18 protein-coding genes and 2 pseudogenes are annotated in these 19,304 nt (G+C 70.7%); 5 read left to right on the forward strand and 15 right to left on the reverse strand.

Features of this window, described 5'->3' with window-relative positions; genetic code table 11:
* Positions 1-11: 11 nt before the first annotated feature.
* Positions 12-491, reverse strand: a complete 480-nt coding sequence (locus tag LUX31_RS20945; RefSeq protein WP_235476376.1) for a DUF5990 family protein — start codon at positions 489-491, stop codon at positions 12-14.
* Between the two features lie 296 nt (positions 492-787).
* Between LUX31_RS20945 and LUX31_RS20950 the strand changes: the two genes are divergently transcribed.
* Together LUX31_RS20950 and LUX31_RS20955 are read left to right on the forward strand one after the other, a co-directional pair.
* Positions 788-2,185 carry a sensor histidine kinase gene (locus LUX31_RS20950; protein ID WP_235476377.1) on the forward strand — a complete coding sequence of 466 codons (1,398 nt, stop codon included), beginning with the start codon at positions 788-790 and terminating at the stop codon, positions 2,183-2,185.
* The gene (locus LUX31_RS20955; protein ID WP_235476378.1) at positions 2,182-2,862 is read left to right on the forward strand and encodes a response regulator; all 681 of its coding nucleotides are present in this window, start codon (positions 2,182-2,184) and stop codon (positions 2,860-2,862) included. The genes LUX31_RS20950 and LUX31_RS20955 overlap by 4 nt, the downstream gene beginning before the upstream one ends.
* 90 nt (positions 2,863-2,952) lie before the next feature.
* On the opposite strand, the pseudogene LUX31_RS20960 reads toward LUX31_RS20955, so the two are convergent.
* Both LUX31_RS20960 and LUX31_RS20965 read right to left on the reverse strand, forming a co-directional pair.
* Positions 2,953-3,666, reverse strand: a pseudogene (locus LUX31_RS20960) (phosphatase PAP2 family protein); the annotation flags it as partial.
* Positions 3,667-4,002: 336 nt separating this feature from the next.
* Positions 4,003-4,887 carry a helix-turn-helix transcriptional regulator gene (locus LUX31_RS20965; protein ID WP_235479995.1) on the reverse strand — a complete coding sequence of 295 codons (885 nt, stop codon included), beginning with the start codon at positions 4,885-4,887 and terminating at the stop codon, positions 4,003-4,005.
* A 235-nt stretch (positions 4,888-5,122) separates the two neighbouring features.
* On the opposite strand from LUX31_RS20965, the gene LUX31_RS20970 reads away from it, so the two are divergent.
* On the forward strand, positions 5,123-6,571 hold the full coding sequence (locus tag LUX31_RS20970; RefSeq protein WP_235476379.1) for an MFS transporter: 1,449 nt from the start codon (positions 5,123-5,125) through the stop codon (positions 6,569-6,571).
* A 165-nt stretch (positions 6,572-6,736) separates the two neighbouring features.
* On the opposite strand, the gene LUX31_RS20975 is transcribed toward LUX31_RS20970, so the two are convergent.
* The 7 genes from LUX31_RS20975 to LUX31_RS21005 form a co-directional block, all read right to left on the reverse strand.
* Positions 6,737-7,147: a PIN domain-containing protein gene (locus LUX31_RS20975; RefSeq protein ID WP_235476380.1), complete on the reverse strand. Its 411-nt coding sequence runs from the start codon at positions 7,145-7,147 to the stop codon at positions 6,737-6,739.
* Positions 7,144-7,365: a type II toxin-antitoxin system VapB family antitoxin gene (locus LUX31_RS20980; protein WP_172629543.1), complete on the reverse strand. Its 222-nt coding sequence runs from the start codon at positions 7,363-7,365 to the stop codon at positions 7,144-7,146. Before LUX31_RS20980 ends, LUX31_RS20975 begins: the two co-directional genes overlap by 4 nt.
* A gap of 139 nt (positions 7,366-7,504) precedes the next feature.
* Positions 7,505-7,996, reverse strand: a complete 492-nt coding sequence (locus LUX31_RS20985; RefSeq protein ID WP_235476381.1) for a hypothetical protein — start codon at positions 7,994-7,996, stop codon at positions 7,505-7,507.
* 106 nt (positions 7,997-8,102) lie between these two features.
* Positions 8,103-9,614, reverse strand: coding sequence for an SDR family oxidoreductase (locus LUX31_RS20990; RefSeq protein WP_235479996.1), 1,512 nt, complete (start codon positions 9,612-9,614; stop codon positions 8,103-8,105).
* A gap of 241 nt (positions 9,615-9,855) precedes the next feature.
* Entirely contained in the window at positions 9,856-10,869 is a 1,014-nt protein-coding gene (locus LUX31_RS20995) for an NAD(P)/FAD-dependent oxidoreductase (protein WP_235476388.1), read from the reverse strand.
* On the reverse strand, positions 10,866-11,405 hold the full coding sequence (locus tag LUX31_RS21000; RefSeq protein ID WP_235476389.1) for an isoprenylcysteine carboxyl methyltransferase family protein: 540 nt from the start codon (positions 11,403-11,405) through the stop codon (positions 10,866-10,868). Before LUX31_RS21000 ends, LUX31_RS20995 begins: the two co-directional genes overlap by 4 nt.
* Positions 11,406-11,450: 45 nt before the next feature.
* Positions 11,451-12,527, reverse strand: a complete 1,077-nt coding sequence (locus LUX31_RS21005; RefSeq protein ID WP_235476390.1) for a type III polyketide synthase — start codon at positions 12,525-12,527, stop codon at positions 11,451-11,453.
* A 150-nt stretch (positions 12,528-12,677) separates the two neighbouring features.
* On the opposite strand from LUX31_RS21005, the gene LUX31_RS21010 reads away from it, so the two are divergent.
* Positions 12,678-13,547 (forward strand): UbiA family prenyltransferase, encoded by an 870-nt coding sequence (locus LUX31_RS21010; RefSeq protein WP_235476391.1) that lies wholly within the window; start codon positions 12,678-12,680, stop codon positions 13,545-13,547.
* Positions 13,548-13,829: 282 nt separating this feature from the next.
* On the opposite strand, the gene LUX31_RS21015 is transcribed toward LUX31_RS21010, so the two are convergent.
* From LUX31_RS21015 to LUX31_RS21025, 3 genes are all read right to left on the reverse strand, one after another.
* On the reverse strand, positions 13,830-14,798 hold the full coding sequence (locus LUX31_RS21015) for a TerC family protein (RefSeq protein ID WP_235476392.1): 969 nt from the start codon (positions 14,796-14,798) through the stop codon (positions 13,830-13,832).
* A 277-nt stretch (positions 14,799-15,075) separates the two neighbouring features.
* Complete coding sequence (locus tag LUX31_RS21020; protein ID WP_235476393.1) at positions 15,076-15,270, reverse strand: hypothetical protein; 195 nt, start codon at positions 15,268-15,270, stop codon at positions 15,076-15,078.
* 67 nt (positions 15,271-15,337) lie between these two features.
* Positions 15,338-16,858, reverse strand: a complete 1,521-nt coding sequence (locus LUX31_RS21025; RefSeq protein ID WP_235476394.1) for a catalase — start codon at positions 16,856-16,858, stop codon at positions 15,338-15,340.
* Positions 16,859-17,128: 270 nt separating this feature from the next.
* Here LUX31_RS21025 and LUX31_RS21030 point away from each other — a divergent pair.
* Positions 17,129-17,332: pseudogene (locus tag LUX31_RS21030) on the forward strand (hypothetical protein); the annotation flags it as partial.
* A 33-nt stretch (positions 17,333-17,365) separates the two neighbouring features.
* Here LUX31_RS21030 and LUX31_RS21035 read toward each other — a convergent pair.
* A complete protein-coding gene (locus tag LUX31_RS21035; RefSeq protein WP_235476395.1) occupies positions 17,366-18,316 on the reverse strand; it encodes a CU044_5270 family protein in 951 nt (316 codons plus the stop codon).
* On the reverse strand, positions 18,313-19,041 hold the full coding sequence (locus tag LUX31_RS21040; protein WP_235476396.1) for an RNA polymerase sigma factor: 729 nt from the start codon (positions 19,039-19,041) through the stop codon (positions 18,313-18,315). Before LUX31_RS21040 ends, LUX31_RS21035 begins: the two co-directional genes overlap by 4 nt.
* Positions 19,042-19,304: the final 263 nt, after the last annotated feature.

A 19,304-nucleotide genomic window follows, 5' to 3' on the forward strand; every position in this document is an offset into this window, starting at 1 on the left:
CACCGTTCCCTTCACTCCTCTACCGCGGGTTCGGCGGTCCAGGTGATGCGGGGTGGTACGACCCGTGCGCACAAGGGCCCGCCTCGTGCGTCAGTCAGTCCGAGGCTGCCTACCAGCAGGCCGGTGGACGTAGCTGCGTCGAGTACGTCGGTGGGCACGGCGTCGAGCATCAGCTTGGCGCGGCGGAACATCGTGAAGGTGCCGGAGTCGTCGACGCTGCCCCAGGAAAGGTAGATGAACCGGCCTCCAGGACGGCCCTGCACGTAGGGGCCCTTCACGTCGGTGCCGTCCGGTGAGGCCACCGTGGTGCACTCCAGGGTCCAGGTCGCCGTGGCGACGTCGCCGGGCTTGGGGTCGAGGAGTTCAGCCGGACGGTCGCGGCGTTGCACAGCGACGTGGATGTTGCGGTACGCCGAGACGTCGTCGCCGGCGAACGCTCCGGGTGGGCAGGTCAGGCCGGGAAGGTCGACAGCGTCGATGCGGATGCGCATGTCGGCCATCATCCGTGCCGGGTGCTGTTTGCGTTACCGCCACCACCCCGATCCGCCTCACCGGCCGAGCGCTTTGCGAAAATCCACTGCCGGTGGGCTCTCAGCCTGCTTCGCTCCCGAGTGGCACCGCCGGGAGGTCGAACGATGTATGAATCACCCCCCCTTTTTGCCGGTACGTCGGGTCAGGGATGTGGCACCTTGCGGGAGGCCCTCGGCCGCGTGCTGGGGACGGCTCGCGCCTGGGCTTCTACTTTCGGCAGTGTTCAGCGGTGCTCTGTCTTCGTAGGGTCGCGAACGTGAGGCAACTGATCAGGACGGGCATTCTCGGGTCGGAAGCGCCACTGCTCGTGGTCGCGGCATGCACCGTGACGCTGAGCCTGGCGAGCCTTTGGTGGACCGCAGCAACGGTCCTCCTGGCTTGCGCTGCAGGTCGGCAGCCGGGGCTTGCCCGTACGGCGGCTGTCGTGCTGTCGGCCGTGGTGGCAGTGGGAGTGGTGGCGGTGGCCGTGGTCCCGTCATGGATCACGCTCGGCGATCGGTTCGTGTCAGTGCTGGTCGGTACGGCCGTACTGCCGTGGTTCGCCGGCCGGTTCTGGCGTCAGTACCGTGCGCTGGTGCGGGCCGGATGGGAACGGGCCGAGCACCTGGAACGCGAGCAGCAGCTGGTCGCCGAGCAGGCCCGCCTGCGCGAACGCGCCCGCATCGCCCAGGACATGCACGATCTGCTCGGGCACGACCTCAGTCTGATCGCCCTGTCGGCGGGCGCCATGAAGCTCGCGCCCGGCCTTCCCGACGAACAACGGGAAGCCGCCGGGGACATCCGCGCTCGTGCCGCCACCGCGGTGGACCGCCTCGGCGAGATCATCGGCATCCTGCGGGGAAACGACGCGGTCACGTCTGCGGCCCGCGTGGAGGATCTGGTCGAGGGCGCGTCCGCGGCCGGACTTCCCGTCACACTGGCCACCGAGGGCGAGCCGGGCGAGCTGTCCCCGGCGGCCGAGCGTGCTGTGCACCGGGTCGTGCAGGAATCGCTGACCAATGCGGCCAAGCACGCGCCCGGCGCGGCGGTGGCGGTACGGATCCGGCACACCGCGGACGAGACCGAGGTACGAGCGGAGAACGGGCCGGCGCCCACGATGAGCGGCGCCGCGCAGGGCGGTGGGCGTGGGCTTGTCGGTCTGGACGAGCGGGTTCGGCTGGCCGGTGGCTCGATGGCGTACGGCCCACACGAAGGCGGCTTCGCGGTCGTTGCCCGCATTCCCCGTAGCCCCGGATCGGCCATGCCGCAGGCCGCCCCGGCAGCGCGAGACCGTCAAGAGGTGCCGCAGGAACACCGGCGCGAACGGCAGCGCCTGGGCCGCGTCGCGCGTGCCGCCGTCTGGGTGCCCTTGGCCGCCGTCATTCTGCTCGGCGCGGGGCTGCGGGCATGGGATCTGTTCCTGGTCCGTGCGTCAGTGCTGGCGCCCGATGCCTACGCCCGCATCCACGTGGGACAGGACCGCACGGAACTTGCCGCGGTTCTCCCCGACCGGCAGACGCCCCACCGCCCGGCGGACAACGGCTCGGCCTCCTCCGGCATGCGATGCGAGTATTACGCGATGACGGCGCACCCCTTCGACGACGACTCCGGCGATGCCTACCGTCTGTGTTTCCGTGCGAACGGGCTGGTCCTCAAGCAGGTGGTCTCCCAGTGATCCGGGTCCTGGTCGCCGACGACGAGCCCATGGTCCGCAAGGGCGTACGGGCCGTGCTGTCCACCGCACCCGACATCGACGTCGTCGCCGAGGCCGGCGACGGTCACCAGGCGGTGGCACTGTCCCAGCTCCACCGGCCCGATGTGGCTGTGCTGGACATCCGTATGCCGGGCGTGGACGGTCTGCGCGCCGCGGCGGAAATCCACCGGACCCTCCCCGCCACCGGCGTCGTGATGCTGACGACGTTCGGCGAGGACGAGTACATCCTGCGGTCGCTCGCCGATGGAGCCTCAGGCTTTCTGATCAAGTCAGGCGAGCCCGAGGAGTTGATCGCCGGGGTCCGTGCCGTGGCCGACGGCGCCGCCTACCTGTCACCCAAGGTCGCGGCCCGAGTGATCGCCCACCTCGCCACCGGAGGTGCCGGCGCGCAGGCCGAACGACGCGCCATTGCCTGCCGTCGGGTCGAGGCGCTCACCCCCCGGGAACGCCAGGTGCTGGCCTTCCTCGGCGCCGGGCTGACCAACGGCCAGATCGCCAGGCGCCTGCATGTGGTCGAGGGAACGGTCAAGGCGCACGTCAGCTCCATCCTCGCGCGCCTGGCCGTCGACAACCGGGCGGCCGCCGCCGTGGTCGCCCACGAGGCCGGGATCGTCCCGGCGCCCCGACCGGCCGAGTAGCACCGTCGCGGCTCGGGTGGCGGACGGTACGACGATGAGCAGGGTCGCTGTCACCACAGCGACCCCGAGTGCCGCGCCGGCCACCACGTCGTGCGGATAGTGGACGCCCGCCGCCACCCGTGCCGTCGCCACCACCACCGCCGACGGCAAGGTGACGACCGCCAGACGGGGGCGCGGCACGGCCAGGCCGACGGCGAGCCCGGCAGCCAGCGCGGCATGGTTGCTGGGGAAGGACCAGTCACCCGCGCCCGGGCACTCGGCGACAAGCTCGAACCCCCGCACGGCACGGCACGGTCGCTCCTCGTCCACCACCAACTTCAGCGCCTCACTGGCCGCATAGGCGACGACCGTGCCGACGACGGTCAGAACCACTCCGGCTAGCACACGGGCATCGCGGCGGCGCAGAGCCGTCCAACCCGCCCGGACAACGAGCAGACCGAGAACGACCAGCAGACCGTCGGCGGCGACCTCCAGGAACGGCCCAGCCCACGAGGGCGCGTCGGCCACCGCACCGTTCAGCTTCCGGAACACCGACACCGAGGCACCGTCGGTCACCCGCACAGATCCCGCTTCACCCAGCCCACCCGGATACAGCAGGGCGATAACCGCCGCGCCCGCGGCCAGTGCCGTCAGCGCGCCAGGAATTCGACGGACGACGTTGTAACGAGACTTCGTCTTCATGCGACCCGACGCTAGGAACGACCGCCCACGCACACCCGAGTCGAACGGCCCGGACCGGCCCCCGACGATCGTCGTGCTTGACACCGCCGGGAACCAGGGAGCCGGCCCACGAGGTGTGTACATCCGCAAGGCGATCGGCCTGCCGACTTCGGAATCGGGCGGCACTGCAAACTTGAGGGCCCAATAACGCAGGAAACCGCCGCCCCCACGCTAGTCGTGCCCAAAGCGTGCCCACCAACGACATCGGCACAACGAATCAACGCAGGTCAGCGCACACGTAACCACGGAAGCGCCGTAGCTTCCCAAGCTGAGAGTGCGAGTTCGATTCTCGTCACCCGCTCCAGAATTCGCCCCCAGGCCAGCGGCTGGGGGTTGTTTGTTGTCTCGTGCAGCGTGCCCTCCGTGGGACGGCCCACCGCAGATCTCCTGGGCGGCAGCCATGCGCTGCTGGACCTCGCGTCAGCGCCGTACCGCCGTCGAGTCCTCCGCCACCGGAGCCGTCACGCTGCCGAGGAGCCGCAGGGCCGCCTCCGACGGTGAGTCGGGCTCGGCCGTGTAGGCGATGAGGCGTTGGCCGGAAGCGCCGGGGATGACGAGGTTCTCGAAGCTGAGGTCCATCGGGCCGACCATCGGATGACGTAGGTGCTTCACGCCGGACGTGCAGGTGCGTACCGGGTGCCGGGCCCAGCGGGATGCGAACTCGTCGCAGTTCATGGTGAGTTGGCCGATGAGTTCCGCGAGGGGACGATCGTGGGGGTGGCGGCCCGCGACCAGGCGCAGGGAGGCCACGCCGAGTTGGGCCTCCTCGTTCCAGTTGGTGAACAACTCCCGGTACTGCTCGTCCAGAAAGAGCATCCGGGTCAGGTTGGGGCGGGTTGCCGGAGTGTCGGGGCTCTCGGGCGGCAGATGTCCGGCGAGGAGAGCGTGCCCCATCCGGTTCCAGGCGAGGACGTCGTTGTGCCGGTCCAGGACGAGGGCCGGTACGTCGCTCATGGCCGTCAGTAGTTGCCGGGCCGAGGCGCTGGCATGCGCCACGCGGGGCGGAGTCGGCCGGGACGAGGCGCCGGCTGGTCGGGCGAGGTCCTTCAGATGGGCCTTCTCGTCGTCGGACAGGCGCAGGGTGCGGGCGATCGACTCCAGCACGCCGTCGGAGGCGTTGGGCACACGCCCCTGTTCGAGGCGGGTGTAGTGGGTGATGCTGACGCCCGCGAGCATCGACAGCTCCTCGCGGCGGAGGCCGGTGACGCGGCGGCGGTTCGGGGGCGGGGTGATGCCGACGTCCTCGGGACGGAGCGCGGCGCGGCGGGACTTGAGGAAGTCTCCCAACTCGGACCGGGCGTCCATCCATGCCTCCAGGTCGGTGGGGTGCGACAGGCCGTGGCCACTGGGCCACTGACTTCCCATGATGCCCGCCCGTCCCCGATGCCGGGGGCCGTGAGGGTGGTCCTGTGATGACTACCCGCCCGCCGACTGTGCGGGACACGGTTCTGGCTGGCCGTCCGGGCAACAGCGAGCCTCTTCTCCGTAGCCGTAGCAGGCGTAGCCGTAGCCGCGCGTGAGAAGAAAGGGACTCGACGTCATGTCTGTCACTGATGCGGAGGCGGCCGGTGCCGCGTCCGGCACCGCCGTCGGCCCAGCACCGACCGTGCTCACACCCCGGCTCCGGCTCGTCCTGGTGCTGCTGCTCGCCTCCCAGTTCATGCTGGCCGTGGACTTCTCCATCCTGAACGTGGCGCTGCCGGTGATCGGTGAGGGCCTGGGCTTCTCGCTCGGGCACCTGCAGTGGATCGCCACCTCGTTCGCTCTGTGCGCCGCAGGCTTCACCCTGCTCTTCGGCCGGGTCGCGGACCTGTTCGGCCGTCGCCGACTGTTTCTCGGCGGCCTCGTCCTCCTTGGTGCGGCCTCGCTCGTGGGCGGCCTGGCGCAGAGCCCGGAGGTACTGATCGCGGCCCGCGTCTGCCAGGGTCTGGCCACCGCCGCCGTCACCCCGGCCGGGTTGTCGCTCCTGACGACCTCGTTCCCGGAGGGTCCGCTGCGCGAGAAGGCGCTCGGCCTCAACGGGGCGTTGATGTCCGCCGGGTTCACCACCGGAGCCGTCCTCGGCGGCCTGCTGACCGACCTGCTGTCGTGGCGCTGGGCGTTCTTCATCAACGTGCCCGTCGCCCTCGCCGTGCTGGTCATCGCCCCGACGGTCATCAAGGAGTCCCGGCCCGACGAACGTCCGAAGCTCGATCTGCCCGGCGCCATCAGCGTCACGATCGGCCTGCTGGCCATCGTCTTCGGCCTCACCCGGGCCGGTGAGAAGGGCTGGGGCTCGGCGGACGCGCTGCTGCCGCTGGCGGCGGGCGTGGCATTGCTGCTCGTGTTCTACGCCGTCGAGCGCAGGGTGTCCGCGCCGCTGGTCCCGCTCAGCGTGCTCGGCAAACGCTCCGTGGCCTGGGGCAACGTCGCCGGTCTGATCGCGTTCCTCACCGAGACCTCGCTGGTCTTCCTGCTGACCCTCTACCTCCAGGAAGTGCTCGGCTTCTCCGCGCTCGCCGCCGGTCTGTCCTTCGGCGTACTGGGCATCGGAACGGTCGTGGGCGGATCCACGGCACCGCGGGTCATCGGGAAGATCGGCACCAGGCAGACGCTGATCGTGGGCGGCATCCTGCAGACCGTGTTCACCGTGGCCCTGCTCGGCCTCGGCGACGACCGCTCATGGATGTGGCTGCTGCTGGTCGCCACCTTCGCCGGCGGGGTCGGAAACATGCTGGTCATCGTGGGCTTCATGGTCACCGCCACCTCGGGCCTCGCCGACCACGAACAGGGCCTGGCCACCGGCCTCGCCACCATGACCCAGCAGGTCGGCATCACCATGGGTACGCCGATCATGAGCGCCATCACTACCGCCGCCATGACCGGCAGCGGAGCCTCCGCCGTCCTCGGCGGTCTGAAGGTCGCGATCGCGATGAACGCCGCCATCGTGCTCGTCGGCACCCTCACCAGCGCCCTGTTCCTGCGCGGCGCCCGGCCGAGCGGGCACTGACGACGGGCGGTACGGGCCCCGGGCGCCGGTCCAGGGCCCCCGGCCTCCGTACGCCTCGACGACCCACGGCGCGAGGAGGTCGGCCGGCGCGGCCCGAACCCGTACGGCTGGCTGGTGTGGGCGCACGACGGCAGTTGGCAGGCGGGGTCTGGCGGCGCAGGCACCTCAGGCGATGTCGTGGACGTTGTGCTCAGTCAGGTCGGATGCGTGCCGGGCGATAGCGCGGTAGTCGGCATCGTCATGGAGGACAGCCAGACCGTGATGGGCCGCGGTGGCGGCGATGACGAGGTCCACCGCCGACGCACTGCGATGTTCCCCGGCCTGGGCCATGCGGTGTTGCACCGCGCCGATCCAGCGCCCCGCGTTCTTCGGCACCGACACGTCCGGGTAGAGATCAGTGAACATCTCCGTGATCTCGTCGTACTCGCGTCCGTTCCTGGCGCTGTGGAGGAACTCGGCGCGTTGCACGTAACAGGATGCGATGGCCCCGGCATCGATCGCGTCGTACCAGGCCGATTGCAGCTTTGGATCGCGGAGCAGCCGGACCAGGCCGGATGTGTCGAGCAAGTAGATCACCGACTGTGCTTCTCCGCCCGGTGCAGTCGCTCGGCGTCCTCGACGGCACCCCACTCACGCGCACGTTCGAAGTGACGGCTTATGCGCGCCGCACGCTCCTGCTGCTCGGCGTAGAAGTGCAGGGCGAGATTGACCGCTTCCTTCTTGGTCCTGACCTTGGACAGAGCCATCGCCCGTTCCAGGGCGTCATCGTCGATGTCGATCTGGGTTACAGACATGTGGCGCCTCCCTCGCAATGTTGGTGATGTACATAGAAGAATACGTCACCAACATTCGCGGGTCCAGCTGTCGGCCCTCCCGCCGGGAGCGGGAAAGCCGACTGCACCTCATGGAGCCTCGAACGGTACGGGGACTCCGCTAGGAGGCGTCACCTACCGTGCCGGTGAACTCCGGGCCCTCGATCGCCTCCCCGTTCGCGTCGTAGGTCCACAGGCGTAGCCGTAGCGACTCCGTGTCCTCGTTCAGGTGGTCGGTGACGGTGGGTACGGGCAGGTCGATGCTCAGGCTGCCCGCGGGTACTTCGGACATGAGCAGCGTGCCGTCCGGGAGGGCTGCGGACAGGGGGCGTTCGGGGTCCGGTGAGGCTCCGAAGTTCTCGTCCAGCCAGGTCGCGGGGACGTCCGTTGTGGACAGTTCGGTGGCGTCGGGTACGGGGAGCAGCTGCAGGTCCGTCCATGTGGCCACGTCGGCGGCGGCGGAGAGGGTGATCCGCCAGAGCAGTGGTTGGCCCTCGGTGACCTGGTCCGTGACCGGTGTCATGGTCGCCGTGGGCTGGGGGTCGTCGTTCTGTGCGGTGACGCCGCCCAGGTAGGAGCCGATCACCGCGCCGCGTACGGTCTTGACGGCCACCCGGTGACTGTAGGACCGGGTTGTCGGGCACCCGCAGGTCCGCGGTGAACAGGGCAACGGAGACGTGCACGGTTCCTCGGTACCCCTCAGTGGGTCTCAGTGGGTCTCAGTGGGTACGGGCCGGTTCGGGGGCGGCCGATTCGGCCGCAGCCGCGATGTTGCGGGCCATGCCGCCGAAGATCGCGGCGTGGAAGGGTGCCACGCCCCACCAGTAGGCGTGCCCGGCCAGACCGTGCGGATGGAACAGGGCCCGCTGCCGGTACACCGTGCGGCCCTGGGGATCCCGGTCGACGGTCATCTCCAGCCAGGCCAGACCCGGCAGTCGCATCTCCGCGCGCAGCCGGAGCAGCCGGCCCGGCTCGATCTCCTCCACTCGCCAGAAGTCCAGGCTGTCGCCGACCCGCAGCCGGGTCGCGTCGCGGCGGCCCCGACGCAGGCCGACACCGCCCACCAGGCTGTCCAGCCAGCCCCGCAGGGCCCAGGCCGGCGGCGAGGAGTACCAGCCGTTCTCGCCGCCGATCGCCTCCACCACCCGCCACACCGCCTGCGGCGACGCCGCGACCGTACGCTCGCGGTGATCCGTGTAGAGGCTGCCGCCCGCCCAGTCGGGGTCGGTCGGCAGCGGGTCGCTGGGGGCGCGGGGAGTCGAGGCCGAGGACCATCTGGTGGCCACGTCCGCGTCCTGGACGCGCCGCAGAGCCAGCCGGATCGCCCGGTCGAGGGTGAGCGGTCCCTCCGGCGGGTCCGGCACGTAATGGACGATGTCCCGCTCGGCGCAGACCACCTCGTGCTTCAGCAACTCGACCAGCGGGCGCGCGAGAGCGCCCGGCACCGGGGTGACCAGACCGACCCAGAGACTGGACAACCGGGGAGTGAGCAGCGGAACGGGGACGATGACGCGTCTCGGCAGTCCGGCGACGGCGGCGTACCGCCGCATCATCTCCTGGTACGTGAGGACATCCGGCCCGCCGATGTCGAAGGTTCGGTTCACGTCGTACGGCAGCCGCGCGCACCCCACGAGGAGGCGGAGCACGTCGCGGACGGCGATCGGCTGGATGCGGGTGCGCACCCAGCTCGGGGTCACCATCGCGGGGAGCCGCTCGGTCAGATGGCGCAGCATCTCGAACGAGGCCGAACCCGACCCGATGATCACGGCTGCCCGCAGTACGGCGGTCGGTACGCCCGAGGCCAGGAGGATGCGGCCCACTTCGGCACGGGACCGCAGATGGGGTGAGAGCGCGTGCTCGGGTACGCCGGCGGGGGTCAGCCCGCCGAGGTAGACGATCCGCCGGATTCCGGCGGCACGCGCCTGCTCCCCGAAGATCCTGGCCGCGCGCCGGTCGGTCTCCTCGAAACCCCGCCCGGTGCCGAGCGCGTGCACCAGGTAGTACGCGACGTCCGTTCCCTCCATGGCCGCGCGCACGGACGCCTCGTCCGTCACGTCCCCGCGCACGGCCTCCGCCTGCCCTGCCCACGGATGGTCCCGCAGCTTGCCGGGCGAGCGGGCCAGGCAGCGTACCGAGTACCCGGCCGCCAGCAACTCCGGCACCAGCCTGCCGCCCAGGTAACCGGTGGCGCCGGTGACCAGACAACGCAGCGGCCGCTCGTCGTCGGTCATGCCGATCGCACGCACGCCGGTCGAGTGCGCCTTGTCCGGCGGCGGTCGGCGGACCGGTCCGCAAGAAACGTCATGGCTCTCATGTCTTCCCGGGAGGTGCCCCACCGGGGGCTCTGTCGCTGTTCCCCTGAGGCCATGCTTGGGGCCGAGGGCGAGCACCGCAACCGCGTGGTCGCGACGAACACTCCGCCCGGCCATGGGACCCGGGCGGTGTCCGGGTCCGGCCGGGTCCGGCCTGCCGTCACTGCAGTGCGTGGACCGCGGCTGAGAACACCGGGGGCATCCGGGACGCTGCGGGGACGATGAGGCGGGCGGTGCCGGGATGGCGGCCGGCGGCCAGCAGGGCTCCGGTCAGCAGTCGGTGGCGGCGGGTCAGCCGGGCCCAGGCGCGCTCGTACGCGTCCGGGCGCCCGGCGGCCAGGCAGCGGACGGCGGCCCCGGCCGTCGCCAGCGCGAGGGCGATGCCCTCGCCGGTGAGGGCGTCCAGGTAGCCCGCGGCGTCGCCGACGAGCAGGACACGGCCTGCGGTTCTGCGCCGCACCCGCTGGCGCAGCGGTCCGGCGCCGCGTACCTCCGTCGCGGCCGAGCCGCGCAGCGAGGCGGTGAGAGCCGGGAAGGCGGCCAGGTGATCGTCGTACCCGCGACGGCTGCGGCTGAGGACCGCGACGCCCACCAGGTCGTCGCCGACCGGTGTCACATAGGCCTCGCCGTGCCGGGACCAGTGGACCTCCACGAAGTCCGTCCACGGTTCGACGCGGTAGTGCCGCCGCAGTCCGTAGCGGCCGTGGGGGCGGTTCGGCAGGTCCAGTCCCAGGCTGCGGCGCACCGGGGAGTGCAGGCCGTCGGCGGCGATCAGCCAACGGGCCGTGGTGTTGGCGGCGGTGACCGTGTCCGCGCTCTGGCGCACCTCGCCGACCTTGCCCGGCAGCATGCGCACGCCGAGGTCGAGAGCGCGCCGGTGCAGTGCGGAGTGCAGCGTCGTACGGCGGATTCCCAGCCCGTTGCCGCCACGGAAGGGCGCTTCGGCGTGGGTGGTGCCGTCCAGGTAGCGGATGCCGCGCAGTTCGCGGCCGGTGACCTCGACGCCCAGTGCGCTCAGCGCGGTGACACCGCCGGGCATGACTCCTTCTCCGCAGGCCTTGTCCACGGGCGTGGTCCGGGGTTCGACGACGACGGCCTCCAGGCCGGCGAGCGCGGCGTGGATGGCGGCGGCAAGACCGGCCGGTCCACCGCCGGCCACCAGTACGTCGATCACGCCGGAGCGGGTGCGGTCGGCGTGGTCGCGGCGGCCAGCGCCCGGTTCTCGCAGCGGACGCGGACGGTGAGCAGGGCGGCGTTGAGTACCGTGAACACGGCCGCGGTGACCCAGGCGGTGTGGACGAGTGGCAGGGCCACGCCCTCGGCGACGACGGCCACGTAGTTCGGGTGCCGCAGCCACCGCCGGCGGTAGGGGCCGCCGGTCACCAGCGGCAGGCCGGGTACGACGATCACCCGGGTGTTCCAACGGGGTCCCAGGGTGTGGATGCACCACCACCGCAGCGCCTGTGCGCCCGCGAGCACGGCCAGCATCGGCCAGGCCAGGGCGGGTACGAAGGGGCTGTCGGCCAGCCACACCTCGGCCGGGCAGGCGATCAGCAGGCCGGTGTGGAGGGCAACCATCGCCGGGTAGTGACCCTGCCCGGTCTCGGTCGCGCCGCGGGCGGTGCTCCACCGTTCGTTGCGGCGGGCGACGACGAGTTCGGCGACGCGCTCGGCGGCGACGGCGGCCACCAGCAGTCCGTACCAGATCATGTGTCCCTGTGTCCTTCGTGTCCTTCGTGTCCTTCGATGGCCGAACTACCAGCGCAGCAGCACGAGTTCGCAGGCGAAGCCTGGCCCCATCGCCAGCAGCACGCCCGGGGTGCCCGGCGGTGGGCGGCGTTGGGCCAGGGTGTCGCGCAGTACGTGGAGTACCGATGACGAGGACAGGTTGCCGACGTCGGCCAGATGACGCCAGGTCACATCGAGTGCGTCGGCGGGCAGGTCGAGGGCCTCGGTGACGGCTTCCAGGACCTTGGGGCCGCCGGGGTGGCACACCCAGGCGGTCACGTCCTTCGGCTTGATCCCGTGGTCGCCGAGGAAGCCCTGGACGTCATCGGCGAGGTAACGGCGCACCACATCGGGGACCCGCGGGTCGAGGACGACCTGGAAGCCGGAGTCCTTGATGTCCCAGCCCATGACGCGTCCGGTGTCCGGGTACAGGTGGCTGCGGGTGTCCACGATCGTCGGCCCAGCGGTCTCTTCCGGGCGACCCGGGCGGTCCGGGCGGTCCGCGCCGCACGCGACGACCGCGGCGGCGCCGTCGCCGAACAGCCCGGTGGCGACCAGGTTGGCCATGGAGGCGTCGTCACGCTGGAAGGTGAGCGAGCACAGTTCGACCGACAGCAGCACCGCCACCTGGTCGGGCCGGCCCAGCAGGTAGTCGTGCGTACGGGCCAGCCCTGCGGCGCCGCCGGCGCAGCCCAGGCCGAACAGGGGCAGCCGTTTGACGTCCGGCCGCAGTCCGAGGCGGCCGGCCAGCCGTGCGTCGATCGAGGGGGTGGCGATGCCGGTGACGGAGGTGAAGATCAGCAGGTCCACGTCGGCGGCGGTCAGACCGGCCGTGTGCAGCGCGCCCCGGACGGCCTGGGCGCCCAGGTCGGTGGCGGCGGCGACGAAGACGTCGTTGGCGGCACCGAATCCGTCCAGTTCCGCGTACCGTTCGAGCGGCAGCGTCATGTGACGCGAGTTGACCTTCGCGCTGCGGTGCAGCCGGTCCAGGACCCGGCGGTCGGCGCCCTCGGGCAGGCAGGTGCGGGCCACCATGTCGGTGATCTCGGACTGGGTGCGGCGGTGCGGTGCGAGGGCACCGTGAACGGCGGCGATCCGCGTCATAGGGTTCCCGTCCGGTTACCGACTGGGATGAGTTGCTCCCCAGGTGTTCCCCGGTCCGGGGCTTCGACACCAGGGATCGCCCGTCCGGCCGTTCCTCCCGAGGGGCGTGTGCACCGGCTGGGTGGGGCCGGGGCGCCTACGATCGGCCGGGTGGGCACTCCCGAGCAGTCGACGGCCGGCCGCCCGGCCGCGAGTTGGGCCGTCCGGGTGGGCGGCCTGGCCGGATCGTGCCACCCCGGGCCCGTCGTAGCGGTCACCGCCCTGATGGCCGCTCTCGCCGTCACCGCCGGCCAGAGCGCCGCGCGTGGTGTCCTGACCGCCGGTGCCGTGCTGACCGGGCAGTTGTCCGTCGGCTGGTGCAACGACGCGTTCGACGCGCGCCGGGACATCGCCGCCGGTCGCCGGGGCAAACCCGTCGTCGACGGCACGGTCGGCGTGACGGAGGTGTGGGTGGCCGCCTGTGCCGCGCTGGCGCTGTGCGTGCCGTTGTCGTTCGCCTGTGGCCTGTGGGCGGGCGCCGTTCACCTGGCCGGGGTGGCGGCAGCATGGGCGTACGACCTGCGGCTCAAGGCGACAGCGTGGTCCTGGGCGCCGTACGCGGTGGGCTTCGCCGCGCTCCCGGCATTCGTGGCGCTGGGGCTGCCGGGGCAGCCGTGGCCGGCCTGGTGGGTCGTCACCGCCGGGGCGCTCTTGGGGGTCGGGGCCCATCTGGGTGACGTACTGCCGGACATCCGTGGGGATCTGGCGACGGGCGTACGGGGCTGGCCGCACCGGCTGGGCCCGGACGGCGCACGGCTACTGCTGCCGGTGCCGCTGGTGGCCGCGTCCGCGGTTCTGGTGCTGGGGCCCGCCGGACCACCCGGCGGACGGGGAGTGGCGGCGCTCGCGGTGGCCGGCCTGGTCGCGGTGGCGGGGACGGTGCTGGGACGCCACTGGGCGCGGGCGGCGTTCGCGGCGGCGGTCGCCGTGGCGGTGGTGGACGTGACGTTGCTGCTGCTGCGCGGCACCGGGATCGCCTGACCCCGCCTCCTCGCCGGCCGGCTCACCGCGCTGTCGAATTCGTCACCGGGCCGGGGAGTGCTTGCTGCGGCTGGGGTCCAGCCGGAAGTCGGGGCAGTCGCGGTTTTGACATGCACCCGGGCCCCACACGGGTACGAATACGCCGAGGGTCTTGTGGCGATGGACTGCGGCCGGCACGGATTTCTTGCAGGCCGGACACACGTACGCTTCGGGCTTGCGCTTCCTTTTGACCATATTTTTACGATATGCCCGTAGCGGCGCACAGGGAAGTGCACGGCCTCCTCACCGCTGTTCGTCGGGCTGTTCCTGGGCGTCTGTCGGGGCGGGCCTTCTGAGGCTGAGCACCACGGACCCTGCCAGGACGACGACGATGACCGCGAGGCTGACCGGTGAGGGGATTTCCGGGATGCCGCTGCTGATCATCTTGTGGGACGCCTGGAGGATGAGCTTGACGCCGATGAAGGCGAGGATGATCGCCAGCCCCTTGTTCAGGTAGTGGAAGCGGTCCAGGAGGCCGGCGAGCATGAAGTAGAGGGCCCTCAGGCCGAGGATGGCGAACGCGTTGCTGGTGTAGACGATGAAGGCGTCGTCGCTGACCGCGAGGACCGCCGGGACACTGTCGACGGCGAAGATCAGGTCGGCGGCCTCGATAGCCGCGACCACCGCGAGCAGCGGGGTCGCCATCCTCTTGCCGGCTTCCTTGACGAAGAACTTCGCCCCGGCGTACTCGTCCCGGACCGGGATGATCTTGCGGAGCATCCGTACGGCGAAGCTCTTGCCCGGGTCGAAGCTCTCCTGCTCGTCCTTGAGGAGCTTGTAGGTGCTGTAGAAGAGGACCGCCGCGAAGGCGAACAGCACCGCGGTGAAGCGGCTGACCACGGCCACGCCGAGGGAGAGGAAGATCCCGCGGAAGACGAGGGCGCCGATGACGCCGAAGAACAGCACGCGGTGCTGGTAGGCGCGGGGCACCTTGAAGTACGCGAAGATCACGGCGAAGACGAAGAGGTTGTCGACCGACAGGCTCTTCTCCAGCAGCCAGGCTGTCGTGTACTCGGTGCCGGCGGTGGAGCCGAGGACGAGGAAGACGACCGCGCCGAAGATCAGGGCGAGGCTCACCCACAGGCCGCTCCAGGCGGCTGCCTCCTTGAAGTGGATGACGTGCGCGGTGCGGTGGGACAGCAGGTCCACCGCCAGCGACACGACCACCGTCGCGGCGAACGCCCCCCACAGCCAGAGCGGGACCTCAAGCACGCCGAACACCTTCACCATGGCCCGCGCGAAATACGCCGGCCCCTACACAGGAGTGTCCGCCATCGCACCCCCGGGAGCATGCGGAGCGGGCGAGGCCGGCCGGAGGTTCTCCTCACCGGCCGGCCATTCGCCGTGCTCGTACGTTTCGCCGTCCGAGAGGGCGATGGGCACGGTGGCGCCCGGATCGATACCGCTGTCCGGCCCCTGGTGGGGCTCGGGCCTGCCCTGAAGCCCTGCGAGCTGAGCGGCGCCCCTTCCCCCGGGGGGAAAGCATCGGTCAGGAATCGTCTCCGGTCGCTCCGGTCGCTCCGGTCGCTCCGGTCGCTCCGGTCGGGAGATCGGGCTCGTCGTCGTCCTCGGCCTTGTCCCGGACATCTCGCGGTGTGGGTGTGACGACGTTCCGCTCCTCTGCGGACCGTTCACGCGTCTTCTCGTCGACCGGAGGTGTGTCGTCGTCACCGGGGGTCTTCATGGGGTTCCCCTCGCTCGGGTTTCGGGTCGTGGGCCGTGTCGCTCGACGCGGACGCAGCTGACGGGTTCTATGCCTTGTGCTGCATGGCGCGGCGCGCGGGGTTGCCCTGTTCCGCCACCTTCGGGTCCTTTTCGTGGGACTTCGCTCGCACGCCGTCGGCGATGCGCTTGCCGGTCGATTCGTCGATGTTCGACCAGTACGCGAACGCGCGTTCGAGGACGGGCTCGCTCACCCCGTTGAGGAGATGGCCGACGACGTTGTCGACCAGGCGGTCACGGGCCTCGTCGTCCATGACCTCGCGTATCAGGGTTCCCGGCTGCCCCCAGTCGTCGTCCTCCGGATGGGACACGTACGCGGCACGAGTGATCTCGCCGTCCGCCGCCCAGCTGGGCGGGGTTCCGTAACGGGCCGTGTCGGCGGCCGGCCCGCCCTTGGAGTTCGGGGCGTAGACGGGGTCCGTCGTCTTGCGGTAGGCCATCGCGCCGTCCTTGGAGTAGGAGTGGACGTCGACGACGGGCGCGTTGACGGGAAGCTGCTGGTAGTTGGCGCCGATCCGGTGGCGATGCGCGTCCCCGTACGAGAACAGGCGGGCCAGCAGCATCCGGTCCGGGCTCGGCCCGATGCCGGGGACCAGGTTGTTCGGCTGGAAGGCCGCCTGCTCGATCTCGGCGTGGTTGTCCGTCGGGTTGCGGTCGAGCGTCATACGGCCGACCGGGATGAGCGGGTAGTCGCCGTGCGGCCACACCTTGGTGAGGTCGAACGGGTTGAAGCGGTAGTGCGCGGCATCCTCGTACGGCATGACCTGCACATGGAGGGTCCAGCTGGGGTATTCCCCGTCACGGATGTGCTCGAAGAGGTCACGCGTGTGGTAATCCGTGTCGACGGCGGCCATCTGGTCGGCCTCGTGCTGGGTGAAGAACTCGATGCCCTGGTCGGTCTTGAAGTGGTACTTCACCCAGAACCGCTCGCCGTCGGCGTTGATCCACATGTACGTGTGCGACGAGTACCCGTTCATGTGACGCCAGGTCCGCGGAATTCCGCGGTCTCCCATCAGCCAGGTGACCTGGTGGGCGGATTCCGGGGAGAGCGTCCAGAAGTCCCACTGCATGTCGTGGTCGCGCAGGTTGTTGTCCGCGCGGCGTTTCTGGGACCGGATGAAATGCTGGAATTTCATCGGATCCTTTATGAAGAAGACCGGCGTATTGTTGCCGACCATGTCGTAATTGCCTTCGCTGGTGTAGAGCTTCACCGCGAAACCACGCGGGTCGCGCCAGGTGTCCGGGCTGCCACGCTCCCCCGCCACGGTCGAGAACCGGATGACCAGGTCGGTGCGCGTGCCCGGCTGGAACACGGCCGCCTTGGTGTAGGCGCTCACGTCGTGGCTCACTTCGAAATGACCGAAAGCGCCGCTCCCTTTCGCATGCGGCTGGCGCTCGGGAATTCGCTCCCGGTTGAACTGCGCCATCTGCTCGATCAGGTAGGCGTCCTGCAGAAGGACCGGTCCCCCGGGTCCAACGGTCAGTGAGTGTTCGTCGCTCTCCACCGGAGCGCCCGAGTCGGTTGTGGTGGCGGGGCGGATCTCTGTCATGACACTCCTTCTGCCGACTGCCGACGGGTTTCACAGTCGTCGCGCGGGACGGGCACACACCGGAACGCGCCGCACATCGGGCGGACAGGTCGCCTTCGGTGTCGCCGGGCCTCCCGAGGCCCACAAGCCGCGTGACCCCGAGCGGCCGCGTCAAACATCGCCCGGGCGACGGATCCGCCTGAGCCACGCCAGCCATGGTCAACCGTGCAGCGAGCGGTACGCCGCGACCGCGCCGGGGTGCAGGGGGATGCCGCCCGTGCCGATCAGGCTGCCGCCGGCCCGCTGATCGTCGCGGCGCTCTACAACGGCCACGGCTACCAGAGCGTCTTCTACTTCATCTACTTCATCTACTTCATCTACTTCATCGCCGGCACGTGGCTGGTCGGCGCGATCGTCCTGGCCGTCTTCGGCACCCGGACGCGCTCGACCCGCCTCGCCGAGGCGGAACGGCAACGGGTGGGGGTCCCCGCCTGAGACGGGGACCCCCAGTCCGAGTCGATCAGGCAATCAGGCGGCCGGCGTCTCGCCCGTCCTGTCCGCGACCCCGACATCCAGCAGTGCCTCGTCCGTCGAGCCCAGGAAGGCGAGGGAGTTCTTGTCGAAGACCCAGACCGTGTGGCCGTCGCGTTCCTCGAACGTCAGGCCGATGCCCGGGCGGCCGGTGTAGTCCTTGGCGTCGTCGACGAGCGAGACGCCCGGGATCTTCGCGGCCGCTCGGTAGAGCGCGGCGTCCAGTTCGGGGAGGAGCGTGGCGTCGGGGAGTAGGTCGCCGATCTTCTCCAGGGCCGCGCTCTGCCTGATCTGGCCCTCCCCCTTCGTTCCGGCGTAGATCTCTTTCAGGAGGGCGTCGGGGTCGGTGGGCAGCGACTGGAGCTCGCGGAACGTGGTGACGTTCGGGTCGGGGCTCAGCTTCATGTCGTGTGTGCCCTTGGAGTACGAGGAGAAGGGGTCCCGGGGCCCGGACGGCGGGCCTGTCAGCACCGTGACCCGGCGCAGTCCCTCGCGCTTGCCGTCGACGGCGGTCCAACTCGCCTCGCGCAGGACCCGGATGTCGTTCTCCGAGAACTTCATGGAGCCCTGCGTACGGACATAGACGTACTGGTCGTCCCGGACGGGCACGGACTCCTTCGTGGCGGCGACCTCGGCTATGCGGTTGAGGAGGTCGACCGCGTCCGCATCTGTCGTGGCCTTCTCCGACCCGCCGGCGCCTGCGAGTACCGCGGCGACTATCGCTGCCGCCGTGGCCAGGGGTACGGCGATGGCGGCGAACCGGCGGCGGGGGGTGCGTGCTCGTCGGGCGGGGGTCGTCGCGGTGTCCAGGAGTTCCAGTTCCGGGGCTCGCTCGGTGAGTTCTCTCATCAGGTGGTCCTTCAGCAGATCGTGGCGGTCGCTCGTCAGGACCGGCTCACCCGGGCTCGGCAGCAGCCTGGCCAGTTCCTCGTGCTCTTCGGGGTTCATCGGTGCTTCTCCTGAGTCGTCTGAGTCGTCGACCGGGCCGTTTCGGGACGGCCACCGGGTACCTGTCCGGTGCGCGGGCCGAGTCCCGGCTTTTTCCGCTGAAGCCGAGGGGGAACATCCGCGGACGTACGCCGGGCCAACTCCGCCTCCGACAGCGTCCGTAGCCGCTGCCTCGCCCGGGCGAGCCGTGACCGTACGGTGCTCGCGGGCACGCCGAGGGCCTCGCCCGCGGCCGCGTAGCTCAGGCCCGACCAGACGCACAGGGCGAACACCTCACGCTCGGCTCTGCGCAGCCGGCCGAGCGCGGTCTGCGCGGCGGCGAGCCGCTCGGCCCTCTCCATGCGGCCGACGACGTCGTCGGCGAAGTCGGGCAGGGTGTCACGGTCCGCCGGGCGGCCGGGGAGCCGGGCGAGCGCGGCGCTGTGCCGGCGGGCGGCGCGGCGCGTGTTGCGCAGGACGTTGGTGGCGATGCCGTACAACCAGGGGCGCAGTCCGTCGCCGTCGGGCACATCGGCGTCCTCGTCCGGGGCCGCGGACTCGGGTCTCAGTTTCTCCCTGAGCCGCCAGGCTTCCAGGAAGGTCAGGGACACCACGTCCTCCGCGGTGCTCCGGTCCGCCGACAGACGGGCGGCATGTCCGTAGACGGCACGGGCATGCGCGCTGAACAGTTCGGCGAAGGCTTCCGGATCGCCGGCGCGTATCCGTTCACGCAGGGAAAGTTCCACAACCAGCCCTGTCCGCTCGGCACTTGTCGTCTCTGTGGCGACGATCACAAGGGGGCCGGGGCCTGCCCCAGCACCGCTCTCCCGGCAAACTCCTCGCCCCCGCCGCCCCTACCCATTCCCATCCCCTGGGGGCTGCGCCCCCAGACCCCCGCTGTCGGCCTGAACGGCCTCGTCCTCAAACGCCGGACGGGCTGAAATGCCTGAGCCTGGGCTGAAAGATCAAGCGACGGCCAGCACCACCCAGCCCGTTGGGGGTCCCCCCT

The organism is Streptomyces sp. GQFP, assembly GCF_021545335.1.
Classification (GTDB): Bacteria; Actinomycetota; Actinomycetes; order Streptomycetales; family Streptomycetaceae; genus Streptomyces.